Origin of the sequence: Agromyces archimandritae, from assembly GCF_018024495.1 — a bacterium.
GTDB lineage: Bacteria > Actinomycetota > Actinomycetes > Actinomycetales > Microbacteriaceae > Agromyces > Agromyces archimandritae.
Map to the genome: position 1 here is coordinate 307,345 of NZ_CP071696.1, position 16,736 is coordinate 324,080.

General features: G+C 70.7%; 14 protein-coding genes and 1 tRNA gene. 5 read left to right on the forward strand and 10 right to left on the reverse strand.

All coding sequences use genetic code 11. The annotated features are described in order from the left end of the window. A complete protein-coding gene (locus G127AT_RS01495) occupies positions 1-708 on the forward strand; it encodes a DUF6226 family protein (RefSeq protein WP_210899097.1) in 708 nt (235 codons plus the stop codon). Here G127AT_RS01495 and G127AT_RS01500 read toward each other — a convergent pair. The 5 genes from G127AT_RS01500 to G127AT_RS01520 form a co-directional block, all read right to left on the reverse strand. After that, positions 662-1,819, reverse strand: coding sequence for a Wadjet anti-phage system protein JetD domain-containing protein (locus G127AT_RS01500; protein WP_210899099.1), 1,158 nt, complete (start codon positions 1,817-1,819; stop codon positions 662-664). The genes G127AT_RS01495 and G127AT_RS01500 overlap by 47 nt on opposite strands. After that, the gene (locus tag G127AT_RS01505; RefSeq protein WP_210899101.1) at positions 1,816-5,190 is read right to left on the reverse strand and encodes an ATP-binding protein; all 3,375 of its coding nucleotides are present in this window, start codon (positions 5,188-5,190) and stop codon (positions 1,816-1,818) included. Before G127AT_RS01505 ends, G127AT_RS01500 begins: the two co-directional genes overlap by 4 nt. Beyond that, positions 5,183-5,800 carry a DUF4194 domain-containing protein gene (locus G127AT_RS01510; protein WP_210899102.1) on the reverse strand — a complete coding sequence of 206 codons (618 nt, stop codon included), beginning with the start codon at positions 5,798-5,800 and terminating at the stop codon, positions 5,183-5,185. Before G127AT_RS01510 ends, G127AT_RS01505 begins: the two co-directional genes overlap by 8 nt. Next, entirely contained in the window at positions 5,797-7,227 is a 1,431-nt protein-coding gene (locus G127AT_RS01515) for a DUF3375 domain-containing protein (RefSeq protein WP_210899104.1), read from the reverse strand. The genes G127AT_RS01510 and G127AT_RS01515 overlap by 4 nt, the downstream gene beginning before the upstream one ends. Before the next feature lie 337 nt (positions 7,228-7,564). Then, positions 7,565-7,774 (reverse strand): winged helix-turn-helix transcriptional regulator, encoded by a 210-nt coding sequence (locus tag G127AT_RS01520; RefSeq protein ID WP_244857680.1) that lies wholly within the window; start codon positions 7,772-7,774, stop codon positions 7,565-7,567. Between G127AT_RS01520 and G127AT_RS01525 the strand changes: the two genes are divergently transcribed. Beyond that, positions 7,773-8,564, forward strand: coding sequence for an oxidoreductase (locus G127AT_RS01525; protein WP_210899106.1), 792 nt, complete (start codon positions 7,773-7,775; stop codon positions 8,562-8,564). The two genes, G127AT_RS01520 and G127AT_RS01525, sit on opposite strands and share 2 nt — an antisense overlap. 125 nt (positions 8,565-8,689) lie before the next feature. Here G127AT_RS01525 and G127AT_RS01530 read toward each other — a convergent pair. Beyond that, a tRNA-Pro gene (locus tag G127AT_RS01530) sits at positions 8,690-8,766 on the reverse strand. Between the two features lie 148 nt (positions 8,767-8,914). Here G127AT_RS01530 and G127AT_RS01535 point away from each other — a divergent pair. From G127AT_RS01535 to G127AT_RS01545, 3 genes are all read left to right on the forward strand, one after another. Beyond that, the gene (locus G127AT_RS01535) at positions 8,915-10,669 is read left to right on the forward strand and encodes a pyruvate dehydrogenase (protein WP_210899108.1); all 1,755 of its coding nucleotides are present in this window, start codon (positions 8,915-8,917) and stop codon (positions 10,667-10,669) included. Between the two features lie 107 nt (positions 10,670-10,776). Then, positions 10,777-12,165 (forward strand): MFS transporter, encoded by a 1,389-nt coding sequence (locus G127AT_RS01540; protein WP_210901713.1) that lies wholly within the window; start codon positions 10,777-10,779, stop codon positions 12,163-12,165. Positions 12,166-12,226: 61 nt separating this feature from the next. Then, positions 12,227-12,832 (forward strand): GNAT family N-acetyltransferase, encoded by a 606-nt coding sequence (locus tag G127AT_RS01545; protein ID WP_210899110.1) that lies wholly within the window; start codon positions 12,227-12,229, stop codon positions 12,830-12,832. Here G127AT_RS01545 and G127AT_RS01550 read toward each other — a convergent pair. The 4 genes from G127AT_RS01550 to G127AT_RS01565 are packed head-to-tail and all read right to left on the reverse strand — an operon-like array spanning position 12,829 to position 16,709. Then, complete coding sequence (locus tag G127AT_RS01550; protein ID WP_210899111.1) at positions 12,829-13,662, reverse strand: DeoR/GlpR family DNA-binding transcription regulator; 834 nt, start codon at positions 13,660-13,662, stop codon at positions 12,829-12,831. The two genes, G127AT_RS01545 and G127AT_RS01550, sit on opposite strands and share 4 nt — an antisense overlap. A 17-nt stretch (positions 13,663-13,679) precedes the next feature. Next, entirely contained in the window at positions 13,680-14,474 is a 795-nt protein-coding gene (locus G127AT_RS01555) for a triose-phosphate isomerase family protein (RefSeq protein WP_210899113.1), read from the reverse strand. Then, positions 14,467-14,940, reverse strand: a complete 474-nt coding sequence (locus G127AT_RS01560; RefSeq protein WP_210899115.1) for a ribose-5-phosphate isomerase — start codon at positions 14,938-14,940, stop codon at positions 14,467-14,469. Before G127AT_RS01560 ends, G127AT_RS01555 begins: the two co-directional genes overlap by 8 nt. After that, positions 14,937-16,709 (reverse strand): dihydroxyacetone kinase family protein, encoded by a 1,773-nt coding sequence (locus G127AT_RS01565; protein ID WP_210899117.1) that lies wholly within the window; start codon positions 16,707-16,709, stop codon positions 14,937-14,939. Before G127AT_RS01565 ends, G127AT_RS01560 begins: the two co-directional genes overlap by 4 nt. Positions 16,710-16,736: the final 27 nt, after the last annotated feature.

The following is a 16,736-nucleotide window of genomic DNA, read 5'->3' on the forward strand; positions in this document are numbered from 1 at the left end:
ATGACCGGGTACCGTCGTCCGATCCTCCCCGAGCTCGACTATCGCGACGAGCACGGCGAGCCCATTCCGTACGGCAGCCGTTGGCATGGCGGGTCTCCGCCGGAGGACGCATACTCGCGCACCAGCAATCTCGACCGCTTCGAGCCGCTCCACTCGATCGCAACGGCACTCATCGCGTGGCTGCAGGAGACCTTCGACGTCGACATCCTCGACGACGTCGAAGCCGCCTCGGACATGCGCCTCGATCCCGGGGAAGCGACCCGGACGGTGCGGCTGATGCCGCGCTGCCCCGACGCTGCGCCGCTGACGTTCGTGCTGACCGCATACCCGGGTACGTACCTGCACGCCGGCGTGCTTCACGACTTCTCCTTCCCGGTGTGTGCGTGCGATGCCTGCGACGAGGATGTCGCGGGGCTCGCCGAAGAGCTGGAGTGGACGGTACGGATGGTGGTCAGCGGCGGGTACTCCGAGCACGTCGACAGCTTCTCTCGATGGATCGAATACCGAGTCGAGGAACCCGGCGTCGGCATGCGGTCCGGCCGCAGTCGCGCGAACGACCTCCCGAGCGAACGGTTGCGCGCGGCCAAGAAGCGGCTCCCGAAAGGCGGCCGGTGGGTTCCGTGGCCGGTCCAGCGCCGTCAGCGTGGAGGGCCCGGCACCTTCATTGCTCGACCACGAGCGCCGCATCCACCCACTTCCAGTCGATGAGTTCCTGCTCGAGCCTGACAGCTGCACCGAACCGGTCGGTCACAAGGTCCTCGTAGAGTGCCGACTCGGCGTCGGTCAGGGTCGGGAGTGCCGCAGTGATGGGTGCAGGTTCCCGCCCCCACCGGTCCTCGTGGGTCAGCAGCGTCCCGCGGTCCATGAGGAGCGACGTCGTCTGCGGCAGGTGCGTGCGCACCCGGTTCAGGATCGCGAAACCGTGGGTGTCGAGGTCACCCCAGTAGGAGACGGGCGTCCGCCGCAGCCAGCCGAGGCTCGCAGGCTCGTGCACGTCGTACCCCTTGCCCCAGAGCACCACGCCGCCCGGCGGAACGGGCATGCTCAGGAACGTGACCTCGTTCTCGATGATGAGCGCCCGTTCGGGTGCGAGGTCGAGCCGGTCGAGCTCGCCCGTGCGCAGCGAGAGGTCGGTGAGGCCCGCAGGGAAGCCGAAGGCGCCGTCGCAGATGCGCAGTCGCACGAACGTCGGCTTGGGTGCGAGCCCCAGATCGTCGAGGAACCCGTTCGCCGAGGTCGTCACCCCGAGGATCGCGCCGATCACGGCGCGCCGCGACTCGATGAGCTTCGTGTGCACGCCGGGCCCGCCGAGTTGGCGGAGGAAGGCCCCCGAACCGCGGGCCGAGTCGAGTCGTGCGACGGCGACGAGGATGGCCGCCCAGTCGTCGGCGACGGCTAGGGCGCGCAGCGGATGCTCGAGCGCCCACTGCTGCGCACGGGAGCCGGCCCCCGCCTCTTCCACGAGTGACCGGTAGCGCTCCGAATCGGCAGCCGTGCCGAGCAGCGCGAACGCCTGGGCGTACGAGACGACGCGTGCACGAACGGGCAACCGGGTGCGCGCGATCTCCCGTCCGCCGACGGTTCCGGTGACGAGCTCGAAGGCGCGGCCGCCGCGAGCCGCCCGTTCTAGGGCCGCCGCCCACTCCCGCGCCCGTTCGACGTCGTCGCCGAGGGTGCGGGCGGTGGGGCCGGAAAGCGGCAGGTCGATCTCGGGAAACGGGGCATCGGCGGCGTAGGCGCACAGCAGCGTGCCGTCGTTCCAGCGGCGACGGACCGCGGCCACGACGTCGGTCGGGGTGCTCCACCGCTTCGCGCTCATGCGGAGACCGGCGCGCTCTGGCGCTGCCGGTACTCCTCGATCGTCAGCGAACGCACGCGCGAGGCCGAGCCGGTCGGGTTGTCGACGAATCCGATCGAGTCGACGTACGGCTCGATGATGTGCACCTTCTGCAACGGGGTGACGACGAGCAGTTGCAGCCCGAGCTTGGCGAACAGTTCGAGGGCATACCTCGTCGAGGCGTCGGATCCGCGCCCGAACGCTTCGTCGATCACCGCGAAGCGGAAGTCGCGGGACTTCGACACGCCCCACTCCAGCCCGAACTGGTAGGCGAGCGAGGCCGCAAGGATCGTGTAGGCGAGTTTCTCCTTCTGGCCGCCCGACTTGCCGTCGGAGTCGGTATAGTGCTCGAACTCGGCGTGGGTCTGCCGGTCCTGTTCGCTCGCGGCGAAGGTGAACCAGACGCGTACGTCGGTCACGCGTTTCGTCCAGGCGCGATCCGCATCGGCGTGGCCTACACGCCCCTTGAGCCGTTCGACGATCGCTCGCACCTGCTCGAATCTGGCCTCGAGGTCGAGGTCGGACCCGTCGAGCACGTCGGTCGTCGCCTCCCGCAGGTCGGCACGGAACTGCCGTACCTCCTGGTTGACGGTGGGTTCGGCCATCAGCACGATGATCCGGCCCGGGTTGTAGTCGATCGCGGCGAGCGCCTCGTTGATGCGATCGACGCGGGCGTGGATCTCCTCGGCCTGCCGGCGCAGCCACGACGAGAACTGCGCGAGCTCGCCGACCGCGTTGGTGTTGAGCTGGGTGCGGAACTCCGCCTCGAAACGGGGCAGGTCGTCGCGGAGCACCCGGGCGTGGAACTCGCGGAACGCCCCGATCGACTGGATGCTCGCATCCAGGTCGGTGCGCAGGACCGGCCAGGTCCGCAGCACCTCCCCCATCTGGCTCTGGATGCTGGTCGTATAGCCGTTCATCTCCTTCTGCGCCTGCTCGACGGCGGCGGTGAGGTCGGCGACGAGCCGCTGCCGCAGGGCATCGCACTCCTCCACCGTCCGCAGCGCGGCGCCGGCCGTGCGGGCGTCGAGGGCGGAGCCGCGCTCGCGGGCCCGTGCGAGGACGACGTCGCCGAGCAACGCGAGGGTGGCGCGTTCCTGCTCGAGTCGCCGTTCGTGCGATGTACGGCCCACCTCGACCGCGCTGCGCTGTCCGATGATCCGCTCAAACTCGATGCCCAGCTCGGCATCGCGGCGCTCGAGCGCCTCGAGCTGCCGATCGATCTCGGCGAGTTCGGACGAGCCGGCGACCAGCGCGTCGCGCTCTCGCTCGAGCGCGTGCAGGGTCTGCTCGGCGGCCGCCGAATCGACCTCCGCCCAGGCGGAGTACGCTGCCAGCGCCGCGAGGGCCTGCTGCAGCGCCCGGAGTCGATCGTCCTCCTGATCGAGTGCGGTGAGGGCCGCTTCCACCTGGTCGAGGTCGTGCTCGAACTCCGCGATCGCGGCGTCGAGTGCGGCGATCTTCGCTTCGCTGCCGCGCCCGAGCACCCATGCACGGGGCCCCGTCGAGGCGCGCCGGTCGTCCTTCTCGTGCCGGTCGCGGTCGCGCACGAGCCCCTCACGGGTGACCGCCCGGTCTTCGCGGCGGAGCTCAGCGACCGAGTCGACCAGCCGGTGGTCGGCGCGCCGGGCGAGCTCGGAGCGCAGGTAGTCCGTGAAACGGCCCGATTCGACCTCCAGGATGTCTCGCAGCCGCAGGCCGGCCCCGGTGTCGGTCTCGATGGTGCGGATGCGACGCTCGGGCACGCGCAGGTAGACGAGGTGCGCATCCAGGCGGTGGTCGTTGACCCACTGCGAGACCGCGCCGTAGTGCTCATCGGCGACGAGCATCGTAAGGGCGAAGCCGCGCAGTACGCGCTCGGCCGCACCGCGCCACCCCGCGTGCGCGTCGGCCACGTCGAGCAGTTCTCCGGCGAACGGCAGGTCGTCGCCGTCGAGTCCGAGCGCCTCGGTCATCCGCCGCCGCACGGCGTCGAGTTCGGCGGGGAGGTTGTTACGGCGAAGCTCCAGGCCGTCGCGTTCGTCGGCGAGCGACTTCCTGCCTCGACGCAGCTCGGCGCGCTGCTCGAAGAGCGGGTCGCGCCGCTGCTTGAGCGAAGCGGCTGCGGCCGCAGCGTCGTCCTCGGCGCGGGCTGCATCCGCCCGACGTTCCCGGAACTCCTCGCCCGTCTCGACCGGTGCGAGGCCTGCGTCCGTCAGCCGCAGCGCGAAGATCCGTCGGCGTTCGACGCGCTCGTCGTGGAGGTCGGCGGCGCGCGGGATGTCGCGTTCGAGTTCCCGCAGGCGGTCCCCGCCGACGCCGACTCGGGCCAGCGTGAGCCGGGTGCGTTCGGGGACGAGTGCCTCGCGCGCCGCGACGGACTCGCTTCGGCGCACGTCGAGCTCGTCGAGTGCGGCCGTCTCTTCGTCGATCGCCGACGTGAGCAGGTCGACGAGTCGCTCCGACACGTAGGGCACCACGCTGTCGCGATCGAGCAGGTGCTCGCCGTGTCGCGCCGCTGCGTCGTCGAAGCGGTCGGCCGCGGCGATCAGCGGGCCGAGCAGCTCGAGCTGCTGGCCGGCCCGCCGTACCGACTCGTGCGAGGCCACCAGGTCGTCGAAGTGGGCGACGACGCCCTCGATCTTGGCGGCGGCGTCGGCCGGTTCGAGCATGTGGTCGCGCACGAAGTCGTTGAGGTTGCCGACCGACTTCATCGAGACCGTCTGGTGGAAGAGCTCCATCGCCTGTTCGGAACGGATGCCGAGCAGGCGCCGCATCTTGCGCTGATACTCGGGGAAGGTGGTGTCCAGGTCGGCGCCCGTGCCGCGCAGCTTCGCCCGGAGCGCCTTCAGGTCGCTGCCGAAATCGCTGAAGTCGCCGGCGATCGTCAGCTCATGCGCGGCGGTCACGAAGAAGCGATCGGGCTGGCCGGCCCGGTCCTGCTGGTGAAAGACCTGGGCGACCGAGACCGTCTCGTCGAAACCGTCGTTGCCGAACACGCCGAGGATGACCGAGTAGCTGCGGTGGTCGCGCAGTCCGACCGGCCGCGATGCGCCCGTCGTCTCGTTGCGTTCGGAACGGTAGTGGCCCTCGACGTAACTGCGCAGCGTACGCTCCTTCGAGTCGGCGCCGGCGGCCTTGTTGTAGGCGATCCGATGCGCCGGCAGCAGCAGCGTCGAGATCGCGTCGACGAGCGTCGACTTGCCGCTGCCGATGTCGCCCGTGAGCAGCGACGTGCTGCCGTCCGGAGTGATCGTCCAGACCTGCCCGTCGAATGTGCCCCAGTTGAGCACCTCGACGCGGCGCAGCCGGTAGCCGGTTCGACGTGACGCGCCGTCGTCGACCTCGAGGGCGGAGAAGAGCGTGTCAGTCATCGGCATCCTTCGCTTCGGAGCCCGCCCCGGCGGACGGTCCGCCCGCGTAAACCGCCAGACGGGCGGAGAAATCGGCGAGCGTCTGCGCATCCACGTACGCCTTGAGGATGCGCCGCACCTCCCAACCGCCGGCCTGCCCGCGGAGCTCCCGCAGGAACCCGAGTGCGGCCGCCTGTTTGATCGTCGCGTCGACCTGGTCGACGAGCCGCGCCTCGTTGGTCGTGTCGGCCTGGAACACGCGCAGCAGTTCCACGATCTGGTCGCGGCCGAGCACGAGCTTGCCCTCGCCGCCGCCGGCTTCGAACTCGACGAGACGCTTGCGCAGCAGCACGAGCAGCAGGCTGACGTTGTAGGTGAGGGTGCGGCGCCGGATGAGGCGCGGCAGCTCCGCTTCGCCGTCGACGGCGTCGCGGGTGCGGAGGTACGCGTAGCCCTCGGTCTCGTCGACGACGAGGTCGATGCCGATCGTCTCGAAGTGGTCGGCGACGTCGGCCCGGTGTCGTTGCAGGCTCTCCCACACCGTTTCGTGCGACGGCTGGTCCCGGTAGACGACCTCGCGCATGAGCACGATGATCGCCGCGGCGACCGCGTGCTGCTCGGGGGTTCTCATCGGCGGGTGACCGTCACTTTCGGCATCCTCACTCGTCGGGCGACGCCGGCCGCGTCGCGGTAGTCGATGACCGACTCGCCCTCGCCCGTGCCGACCTCGATGTCGTCGAGATCGAGGGAGAGGTAGCCGAGCACCTCGGCGACGCCCTGCTCGATCGGGTAGAACTCGATCACCGCCTCGAGCGCGACGCTCGATCGGCGCGGCACGATCGCCCGGATGTTCTCGGCCAGTCGGCCCGTGTCGACGATGTGCTGCGAGAGCAGCGCGTCGAGTTCGAGTTCGTGCGCATCGGCGGGCCCGATCAGGCTGTCGACCTCGACGGCGGGCTTCGCGTCGTACAGCGGCCGCTCGAACGGCAGGGCGATCGGCAGTCCCGCCTCGTCGACGTCGAGGCCGATAACCTCGCCCCGCGGCGGATCGGCACGGACCGCGATCGCGGATGCCTCGATGCCGCGCACCAGGTCGAGCACCCGACGATTCTCGACCCAGACCTGCTCGTCGAGGAAGCGCCGGAACTGCTCGGAGAGGCTGCGCACCGTCGCCTGTGTGCGCTCGGCGGCCTCGGCCCAGTCGTGATGCACCCGCCCGATGCGCCGGTCGGCGCCGACGTCGGCCATCGACTGCACCTCGGCGAGCAGGTCGACCAGTTCGTCCTGGCGCGCCTCCGAGCGCAGGAAATCGCTGAATGCCTGGAAGCTGCGCCCCTGGTCGGACGAGGCGATGTCGCTTCGGCCGCCGACCAGTTCGTCGAGCAGTTCGCCCTTGCCGCCCTCCCACCGGGCGATGCGTTCCCGCGCGGAGCGATCGAGCCTCCGGAAGTTGTCTTCGACCTCGCGGAAGTCGGAGAGCAGTTCGCGCGCCGTGCCCGAGAACTGCTGGTAGCGCTCGCGACGCGCCGTCGCGTCGAGCACCGGGAACCGGCCCACGCGGGCCTCGGCGAGTTCGGCCTCGATCGCCTCGCGGCGCCGTTCGAGTTCGGCGATGCGCGCTTCGGGGTCGGTCTCGGAACCGTGCACGAGCTGCCGCAGCAGTTCGACGAGCGTCTGCAGTCGCGACTCGGTGCCGACGAACGCGCGCGCCTGCAGTCCTTCGACCCACCGGTACGCCTTCTCGAACGCCGGCGTCGCATCGTAGTGCACCTCTTCGGAACCGACCGGGTAGAACCGGCGCAGGATGCCGCGTTCCGGCGCCGACCATTCGTCGAGATACTCGCCGGGCGTGCTCGGGTAGCGGTTGGGCTCGCTTCGGCGCACCGCGTAGAGCACGTCATCGAGTTCGGCGACGAGTTCGCTCGCGGGCGTCGCCCCACGATTGGCCTCGATGAAGTGGGCGCCGAGGAAGGACAGCACGAGCGGCGCGTTCCGCATGCGCACCAGGCGCCAAGCAGGATGCCGCTCCCGCAGCCGTTCGAGTTCGTGAAGATCCATGTGGGTACCAGCGTAGGCAGTTCCGCCGACGCTCAGGAGTGCCGGGGCATCGCGGACCGCTCGCACGACGCCGCGCGCGCCGACTCCGGTTCACCGCGGCCATTCATCCGTGCGCCGCCGGGACCCAGGAGAACGAAAACACCCCAGCGAGAAACACCTTCTCGCCGGGACTTTTTCGCTCATCCCCATCGAGGGTGCAGTTGCGGCGTGAAGCCGCCGGTCTCAAGCAGGGATCTGACTGGAGCGACGTTTCTCCGGTCGACATCTTGTGCGGCGGATTCGCCTGCCTCAATGTCAACCTGAGGATGGTTTCTGTCGACCGTGGTGCCTCGTGGTGTCAGTCCTCCGTGGCGTAGCGATCGCGATGGGTCTGGACAGCCTCCATGTGGTCTTGCGCCCAGGCTCTGAGCTGGCGCGTGGTGCGATGGAGCGAGAGACCGAGGTCGGTGAGCGCGTAGTCGACGGTGACCGGCACGGTCGGAGTGACGGTGCGGGCGATCAGCCCGTCGCGTTGCAGCGACCTGACCCGCTTCGGATACGGGTCCATGCAGCTCGCCGGCCCCTGGGTCATGGGGCCCCCTGCCGACCGGGATGGTGCGATCGCGGTGCTGCGTGAGGCCGTCTCACGGGGCATCACCCACATCGACACCAGCGAGGCATACGGCCCACGGGTCACCAACGAGCTGATTCGCGAGGCGCTGCACCCGCATCCCGAGTCGGTACAGGTCGCGACCAAGGTCGGCGCGAACCGCGACGCCGAGGGCGGCTGGCCGACCGCCCGCACCCCCGACGATCTGCGCCGGCAGGTCCACAGCAACCTCGAATCTCTCGGAGTCGAGCGCCTCGATCTGGTGAACATGCGGATGGGAGACGCCACCGGGCCGCAGCCCGGCTCGATCACCGAAGCGATGGAGACGCTCGTCGACCTGCAGCGGGAAGGACTGATCGCGCAGCTCGGGGTCAGCAACGTCACCGCCGAGCAGGTCACCGAAGCCCGCAAGGCCGCCCCGATCGTCTGCGTGCAGAACCTGTACAACCTTGCCAACCGTTGGGACGACGCCCTGATCGACGAGCTGGCCGCCGACGGCATCGCCTACGTACCGTTCTTCCCCCTCGGCGGGTTCACGCCGCTCCAGGCCGATGCCCTCACCGCTGTGGCAACCCGGCTGGCAGCCACCCCGATGGCTGTCGCCCTCGCGTGGCTCCTGCAACGCTCCGACAACATCCTCCTGATCCCCGGCACCTCCCGAGTCGCCCACCTGCGTGAGAACATCGCCGGCGCAGCCATCTCTCTCACGGAGCACGACGTCGCAGTCCTCGACAGCATCGGCGTCTGATCACCTGATCGGGTTGCGGGCCAACATCACGCCGCCCGCAGCCCGTCCGCGGCGGGCGCCTCACACCGATCGCACAAAACAGAAGAGCCCGGCGAGAAATAGCTTCTCACCGGGACTCTTTCACATGGTCGGGCTGACAGGATTTGAACCTGCGACCCCTTGACCCCCAGTCAAGTGCGCTACCAAGCTGCGCCACAGCCCGATACCTCCGCGTTCGCGAAGGCAACTCGACCATCATAGCGGCTCGCGGGGCCCGCTCAGACCACGCTCGCCCCCGCCTGCGGCGCGCCCGCCCTTGACGCGGCGGCGAACCCCGCCAGACTGGAATCACACGGACCGAGGGGGGCATCGTGGCCAAGACCATCGCGGAACAGCTCGTCGAGCAGCTCATCGACGCGGGCGTGCGGCACATCTACGGCATCGTGGGCGACTCGCTGAATCCGATCGTGGATGCCGTGCGCCGCTCGGGCGGGTCGAAAGCCGGCGGCATCGACTGGGTCCACGTGCGGCATGAGGAGGCTGCGGCGTTCATGGCGGGCGCCGAGGCGCAGCTGACGGGCGAGCTCGCGGTGTGCGCAGGCAGTTGCGGCCCCGGCAACCTGCATCTCATCAACGGGCTCTACGACGCGCATCGCACGGGTGCGCCGGTGCTGGCGATCGCGAGCCACGTCCCGTCGAAGCAGATCGGTTCCTCCTATTTCCAGGAGACGCATCCGGAGCGGCTGTTCGTCGAATGCTCGGAGTATTGCGAGCTCGTCTCGACGGCCGAGCAGGCGCCGCGGGTCGTGAACTCGGCCCTCCGGCATGCGGTGGCCGGCCCCGGCGTCGCGGTCGTCGTGATCCCGGGCGATATCGCCGAACTGGATGCCACGGCATCCGCTCCCCCGTTCGTGCGCACCGAGACGCCGTCCCTGGTGCCGGCCGAGGCGGATCTCGCCCGGCTCGCACAGGCGATCGACGAGGCGGGCACGGTCGCGATCTTCGCCGGGGCGGGCGTCGCCGGAGCCCACGACGAGGTCGTCGCGCTCGCCGAACACCTGTCGGCGCCGGTCGGGCACAGCCTGCGCGGCAAGGAGTGGATCCAGTACGACAACCCCTTCGACGTCGGCATGACGGGGCTGCTCGGCTACGGGGCGGCGCATGCCGGCATCCACGACGCGGATCTGCTGCTGATGCTCGGCACGGACTTCCCGTACGAGCAGTTCCTGCCCGACGACCGCAAGGTGCGGATCGCGCAGGTCGACCGGGATGCGGCCAAGCTCGGACGGCGCGCCGGCGTGACCCTTCCGGTGCACGGCGATGTGCGACCGGTGGTCGAGGCCCTCGTAGCCCGCACGCGTGCGAAGACCGATAAGGGGTTCCTGGATCGCACCCTGCAGCGTCACCGCAAACTCCTCGATTCGGTCGTCGGCACGTACACCGACGTCGGGCACGAGCCGCCGATCCACCCGGAATTCGCGATCAGCACGATCGACGACGCGGCCGCCGACGACGCCGTGTTCACCGCCGACACCGGCATGGGCGACGTGTGGCAGGCCCGCTACGTCACCCCGAACGGGCGGCGGCGCATCATCGGTTCGTACCTGCACGGGTCGATGGCGAACGCCGTGCCGCAAGCCCTCGGCGCCCAGTACGCGTATCCGGGCCGGCAGGTCGTCGCGATCGCCGGCGACGGCGGGCTGTCGATGCTGCTCGGCGACCTCATCACGGCGGTCATGTACGAGCTGCCGGTGAAGGTCATGGTGTTCAACAATTCGACGCTCGGCATGGTCAAGCTCGAGATGCTCGTCGACGGACTGCCCGATTTCGGCACCGATGTGCCGCCGGTCGACTATGCGGCGATCGCGGCCGCGATCGGCTTCCATGCGGAGCGGGTCGAAGAGCCGGCGAAGCTGCAGGCCGCGGTGGATGCCGCCCTCGCCGCCCCCGGCCCGGCGCTCGTCGACATCGTCACCGACCCGCACGCGCTTTCCTTGCCGCCGGCGATCACGGGCGGGCAGGTGGCCGGGTTCGCCCTGGCGATGTCGAAGATCGTGCTGACGGGCGGCGCGGGCGAGGCGGTGAAGCTCGCCCGATCCAACATCCGGCATCTCCGCGGCCGCTGAGACCCCCGGGCGGGAATGGATCAGCCCCCGCCGGGCTTGTCTTCTTCGTGACTGAGAACACCGCCGTCGGTTTCCGCTCCGAGCGCGGGCCCGTGCTCATCGCCCTCATGCTCGCGACCGGGCTCATCGCGATCGATGCGACGATCCTCGCCACCGCGGTGCCGGCGGTCGTCAGGGATCTCGGCGCGTTCGAGCAGTTCCCGTGGCTGTTCTCGATCTACCTGCTCGCCCAGGCCGTGTCGGTGCCGATCTATTCGAAGCTCGCCGACACCTTCGGCCGCAAGCCGGTGATCCTCGCAGGCGTCGGCCTGTTCCTGCTCGGGTCGATCCTCTGCGGGTTCGCGTGGAGCATGACGAGCCTCATCCTGTTCCGCCTCGTGCAGGGCTTGGGGGCCGGGGCGATCGCGCCGATGAGCATGACGATCGTCGGCGACATCTACACGGTCGCCGAACGTGCGAAGGTGCAGGGGTACATCGCGAGCGTATGGGCGATCTCCTCGGTCGTAGGGCCTGCGCTCGGCGGCGTCTTCTCGCAGTTCGCGGACTGGCGGTGGATCTTCTTCGTGAACATCCCGCTGTGCCTCATCGCGGCGTGGGCGCTCACCCGCCGCTACCACGAGCATCTCGAACCGCGCCGGCACCGCATCGACTATGCGGGTGCGGTGCTGCTGACGATCGGGCTCGCGGCGGTCATCCTCGGCGTCCTGGAAGGCGGCAACGCCTGGGCGTGGTGGTCGCTGCCGAGCGTGCTCTGCTTCGGGATCGGCGCCGCGGCGCTCGCCGGCTTCGCGGCCGTGGAGCGGCGTGCGGCCGAACCGGTGCTTGACCTCGGCATCTTCCGCCGCCGACTGGTGGCGTCCACGACGCTGGTTTCGTTCGCGATCGGTGCGCTGCTGACGGGCGTGACGAGTTTCGTGCCGACGTATCTTGAGGTCTCGATCGGGGTCGTGCCGCTCCTGTCTGGGCTCGCGGTGGCCGGTCTCACGCTCGGCTGGCCGATCTCCGCATCGCTGGCCGGCCGCCTCTACCTGCGGATCGGTTTCCGTTCGACGGTGCTGATCGGCTCGCTCATCGCGCTCGCGGGGGCGGCGGCGCTCGCGGCCAGCGCGCCGTTCCCGAACCCGTGGACGGTCACGGCGATCGCGTTCGTCATCGGTTTCGGCCTCGGCTGGGTGGCCGCGCCGAGCCTCATCGCCGTGCAGGCCTCGGTCGGCTGGGGCGAACGGGGCGTGGTGACGGGCGCGAACGTGTTCGCCCGTTCGGCGGGTTCGGCGATCGGCGTCGCCGTCTACGGGGCGATCGCGAACAACGTCATCGCGGCCGGCGCCGGCGACCACGACCCGGCGACGATGATCCACGCGTCCGGGTCGGTGTTCATCGCGGCGGCCGTGACGGGCGTGCTGCTGCTGGCGTCGGGGGCGTGGATGCCGCGGGGCCCGGTCGCCGAGCATCCCCGAGTGGATGCCGCGGGCGCCCCGGCCGGCGACCCGGCGTAACCGCGGGCTCCCCCCGGCGCGTGCGGGCCGTCGTGTCGGCGGGCGGCGTTAGCGTGTGGGCATGAGCAGCGTCGACGCCCCCGCCCTCCGCATCGTCTCGGCAGTGGAGGTGCCGTTCTCCGATGTCGAGGCGGTGTTCGGCACGCGCGGCGACCCGGCGGGGTGCTGGTGCCAGTGGTTCAAGCTCACGGGTGCGGCGATGGATGCCACGCCCGTCGCCGAACTCCGCGGCGCCCTCGAAGCCCAGATCCGGAGCGGCGGCGATCACGGCCCGGGCCTCATCGCCTACGACGGCGGCACCCCGGTCGGCTGGTGCGCGATCGAGCCGCGCCCGCAGCTGCCGAGCGCCGCTCGTACCCGCATCGTGAAGGCGGGCACCGCGAACCCCGACTTCGCCGACGAGGGCGTGTGGGTGCTCAGCTGCTTCGTCGTGCCGCGCGAGCATCGCCGCCGCGGCATCGGCGCCGCCCTCGCCCGCGCGGCCGGCGACTACGCCCGCGAGCGCGGCGCCCGCGTGATCGAGGGCTACGCGGTCGATCCCGGCGCGCGGGCGAAGACCTCGGCGGCGGAGCTGTTCCACGGCAGCGTGTCGATGTTCGCCGGCGCCGGCTACGAGGAGGTCGCCCGCCCGAAACCCGACCGGGCGATCATGCAGCTCGTGCTCTAGCGAGCCGGGGCGGTGGCACGGCGCGCGACGACGACCCGCACGCCGGCCTCCTTCAGCCGTTCGACATGCCGAGCGCTGGTGCCGGCGTCCACGACGACGGCGTCGAAGTCGGCGAGGGGGAGCATGGCGTGCAGCGCCCGCTTGTCGAATTTCGTGTGGTCGGCGAGCAGGATGCGGGTTCCCGCCGCCTCGAACATCGCCCGTTTCACATCCACCGTTTCCTGCGTCTGGTGGAAGGCGATGTCGTCGGAGATCGCCGAGGTCGACATCAGCAGCACGTCCGCGCGCAGTTTCGCGAGCGTCGTCGTCGTGATCCGGCCCATGAAGGCGCTGCACCAGTTGTAATACTGGCCGCCGAGGCCGAGCAGGGTGATGCCGTTCGTGGCGCGCAGCTCGGCCATGATCGTGAGCGTGTTGGTGATGACCGTCAGCGGTTTCTTGGCCTGCAGATGGGGTACGAGCTGCAGGGTCGTCGTCGAGTCGTCGAGGATGATCGCCTGGCCGGGTTCGATGAAGTCGGCCGCGGCCTGCGCGATCGCCTCCTTCTCGGCGAGCTGCCGACTCGAACGGTACACGTCGCTCGACTCGACGAGCGCAGAGGAGAGCGCCGTCGCGACCCCGCGGCTCTTGCGCAGCAGACCGCGGCCCTCGAGCTCGTCGAGGTCGCGATGCACGGTCATGATGCTGATGCCGAACCGTTCGGCGAGGTCCTCGATGCGTACCGCGCCCTCGGCCATCACGGCCTCGGTGATGGCCCGCTGCCGCGACGCCTGCCGGCTCTGACGAGAACCGGCGGTGCCCGCCGGGTCGATCTTCGACGAGACTTCCATCCGCCGTTCCTTCCTCGTCAGTTTCCAGGCGTCGTCGCTTCGTCGACGATGCGCGCAAGCTCGGCCGGATCGTGCGCGAAGCGGCCGAGGAACAGCCCGTCGACGATCCCCCCGAGGGCGCTCAGCGAACCGTGCTGCGCGCTTCCTCCATAGAGTACCGAGACCGATGCGAAGCGGCGGTCTCCGTCGAGTCCGTGCCGCAGGGCGGCCACGACCTCCGCGATGTGTTCGGCGGGGGCCGGATCGGGCATCCCGATCGCCCATACCGGCTCGTAGGCGACGATGAGCTCGGCCGGTTCGGAGGCGCGGAGGCCGTCGAGCGCGGAGGCGAGTTGCGCGGTGGATGCCGCGGCGGCATCCACCGGCGAGACCCGCTCGTGTTCGCCGACGCACAGCACGGGGGTCAGGCCGTTGCGCACGGCGGCCTGCAGCTTGGCGCGCACCGTGTCCTCGTCCTCGCCGAAGCCGAGGCGTCGTTCGACGTGTCCGACCTCCACGAGGCGGCAGCCGGCGGCGGCGAGGTCGGCACCGCTGATCTCGCCCGTGTAGGCTCCCCGGTCATGCATCGAGAGGTCTTGCGCACCGAGTTCGACACGGGTGCCCGCGAGGGCTTCGCGCACCGCCGGAAGGGCCGGCAGCGACGGCAGTGCGAAGAGACGCACGCGGCCGTCGGCGACGGCGGGATGCCGGCGGGCGACGTCGGCGACGCCCCTGGCCCATGCGGCGCTGCGGTCGAGGTCGAGATAGAGCTTCAGGCTGACGCCGAGGAGGGTCGGCCGGTTCGGTGCAGTGGTGGGGCGAAGATCACTCACTGCGACCGGTCTGTTCGTATTGCGTGAGCACCGCGACCTTGCCCGCCGAGGCCGATCCGTCGTCGAACTCGTAGCCGAGCCACTCCCCCGCCAGGCGCCGTGCGAGTTCGAGGCCGATGACCCGCTGGCCGAAGGTGAGCACTTGGGCGTCGTTGCTCATCACGGCGCGTTCGACGCTGTAGCTGTCGTGCGCGGTGACGGCACGGATGCCGGGCACCTTGTTCGCGGAGATCGCCACCCCGAGCCCGGTGCCGCAGACGAGCAGCGCCCGGTCGGCTTTGCCGTCGCGGATGAGTTCGGCGGCCGCGATCGCGACGCGCGGGTATGGTGCGTGGCCGTCCGCGTCGACGCCGACGTCGATGAGCTCGACGACGCGGTCGTCGCCTTCCAGGTCGGCCTTCAGGGCCTCCTTGTAGGCGTATCCGGCGTCGTCGGATCCGACGGCGATCCTCCATGCGAGGCTCATGTTTCCTCCTTGTCGGCGAGCACACGGGCGGCGAGCACGCGAGCTGCGGCGTTCATCGCGAGCGCGAACGAGATCGCGCCCGGGTCCGGGGTGCCGACGCTCTTGGCGGCGTGGGGCCGTGCCCGCCCGAGGCGCGGTACGAGCAGGGCGGTGGCGTCGGCGGCGGTCTGCGCGTCCTGCGCGGCGCCGTCCCAGGCGGCGGCGAGGGTCTCGCCGGCGTCGATGCGGCGGCGGAGCGATTCCGCGAAGGGCACGAGCGCGTCGACGAGGGTCTTGTCGCCGGGCTCGGCCTTGCCGGCGCTCTGCACGACGGCGCGGGCGGCATCGACGGCGGCGGCGACGGCGGATGCGTCGGGCGCCTCCGCATCGCCGATACGCAGCCCTGCGGCACGGAGGCCTGCGCCCCAGAGCGCACCGGAGGTGCCGCCGCCCTGGTCGGCCCATGCGTCGCCCGCACGGGCGAGCACCGTGCCGGCGCCGGCGATCGCGAGCTGCCCGTGCCCTGCGGCGGCCGCGGCGGCGCGCGAACCGCGCTGCATGCCGATGCCGTGGTCGCCGTCGCCGGCGATCGCGTCGAGGCGCCCGAGGGCGTCGGCTTCGGCGTCGAGGGTCTCGCGGAGCGCGTCGAGAATGCGGCGCACGGTGCCGGCTGCGGCGATGGATGCCTCGCTTCCGGCTGCGACGATGAGCGGCTCGTCCTCGTCGAGGGCCTCGGCGGTGTCCGCGTCGAGGGCCTCGGTGGCCGCGGCGGCCGCGGCATCCACGACCCCCTTCCGGTATGCAGGCGCGTACGCGGGCGACGACCAGGCCCGTTCGAGTTCGTCGTCGAGCCAGAATAGGGTGAGCGAGACGCCGGCCATCTCGAAGCTCGTCGCATACTCCCCCACCTCGGGGTCGACGATCACGACGCCGGCGGCCTCGAGTTCGCGCGCCACGGTGCCGTAGATGACGAACAGTTCCTCCGACTTCACGGCGCCGAGACCGTTCAGCACGACCGCGACGCGGGCACCGCGGGCATCCGGCACGTCATCGGGCCGTTCGGCGAGGAGCTCTGCGACGAACATGCGGCCGAGCTCGTCGGCGCTCGGCCGCGGCCGGATGTCGATGCCGGGTTCGCCGTGGATGCCCATGCCGACGCCCATCTGCCCGGCCGGAACGGTGAAGAGCGGTTCGCCAGCGCCCGGCAGGGTGCAGCCTGAGAAGGCGACGCCGAGCGAGCGGGTGCGTTCGTTGGCGTGCGAGGCGAGGTCGAAGACGCCATCGAGATCGTGGCCGGCCTCCGCCGCCCAGGACGCGGCACGGAACACGGTGAGATCACCGGCGATGCCCCGGCGCTTCTCGCGCTCCTCGCGACCGGCGCTGAAGATGTCGTCCGTGACACGCACGGTGCGGCATGGGATGCCCTCGGCATGCAGTTGCGCCTCCGCCGCATCGAAGTTCAGCACGTCGCCGGCGTAGTTGCCGTAGCTCAGCAGTACGCCCGCGTCGGATGCGACGGCCCGTGCGACGCCGTGCACGCGGTGGGCGCTCGGTGAGGCGAAGACGTCGCCCATCGCGGCGCCGTGCGCGAGGCCGGGGCCGACGAGGCCCGCGAAGGCCGGATAGTGGCCCGATCCGCCGCCGATGACGACCGCGACCTGGCCGGCCGGCGTCGCGCCGGCCCGGGCGACGCCGCCGGGTACCCGGCGCACGAGCGAACGGTGCGCGGCGACGAAGCCGGCCGCGGCCTCCTCGGCGAAGTCCGTCGGGTCGTTGATGACGTAACTCATGATCTCTCCTGGGGGATGGTCGGGCGG

Bases quoted from the DNA above. Each gene is read 5' to 3' on its own strand.
- G127AT_RS01540 (WP_210901713.1), top strand. From the start codon at position 10,777: ATGCTCGCGACCGGGCTCATCGCGATCGATGCGACGATCCTCGCCACC.
- G127AT_RS01525 (WP_210899106.1), top strand. From the start codon at position 7,773: ATGCAGCTCGCCGGCCCCTGGGTCATGGGGCCCCCTGCCGACCGGGAT.
- G127AT_RS01515 (WP_210899104.1), bottom strand. From the start codon at position 7,227: ATGGATCTTCACGAACTCGAACGGCTGCGGGAGCGGCATCCTGCTTGG.
- G127AT_RS01520 (WP_244857680.1), bottom strand. From the start codon at position 7,774: ATGGACCCGTATCCGAAGCGGGTCAGGTCGCTGCAACGCGACGGGCTG.
- G127AT_RS01505 (WP_210899101.1), bottom strand. From the start codon at position 5,190: ATGACTGACACGCTCTTCTCCGCCCTCGAGGTCGACGACGGCGCGTCA.
- G127AT_RS01565 (WP_210899117.1), bottom strand. From the start codon at position 16,709: ATGAGTTACGTCATCAACGACCCGACGGACTTCGCCGAGGAGGCCGCG.
- G127AT_RS01510 (WP_210899102.1), bottom strand. From the start codon at position 5,800: ATGAGAACCCCCGAGCAGCACGCGGTCGCCGCGGCGATCATCGTGCTC.
- G127AT_RS01545 (WP_210899110.1), top strand. From the start codon at position 12,227: ATGAGCAGCGTCGACGCCCCCGCCCTCCGCATCGTCTCGGCAGTGGAG.
- G127AT_RS01495 (WP_210899097.1), top strand. From the start codon at position 1: ATGACCGGGTACCGTCGTCCGATCCTCCCCGAGCTCGACTATCGCGAC.
- G127AT_RS01500 (WP_210899099.1), bottom strand. From the start codon at position 1,819: ATGAGCGCGAAGCGGTGGAGCACCCCGACCGACGTCGTGGCCGCGGTC.
- G127AT_RS01550 (WP_210899111.1), bottom strand. From the start codon at position 13,662: ATGGAAGTCTCGTCGAAGATCGACCCGGCGGGCACCGCCGGTTCTCGT.
- G127AT_RS01560 (WP_210899115.1), bottom strand. From the start codon at position 14,940: ATGAGCCTCGCATGGAGGATCGCCGTCGGATCCGACGACGCCGGATAC.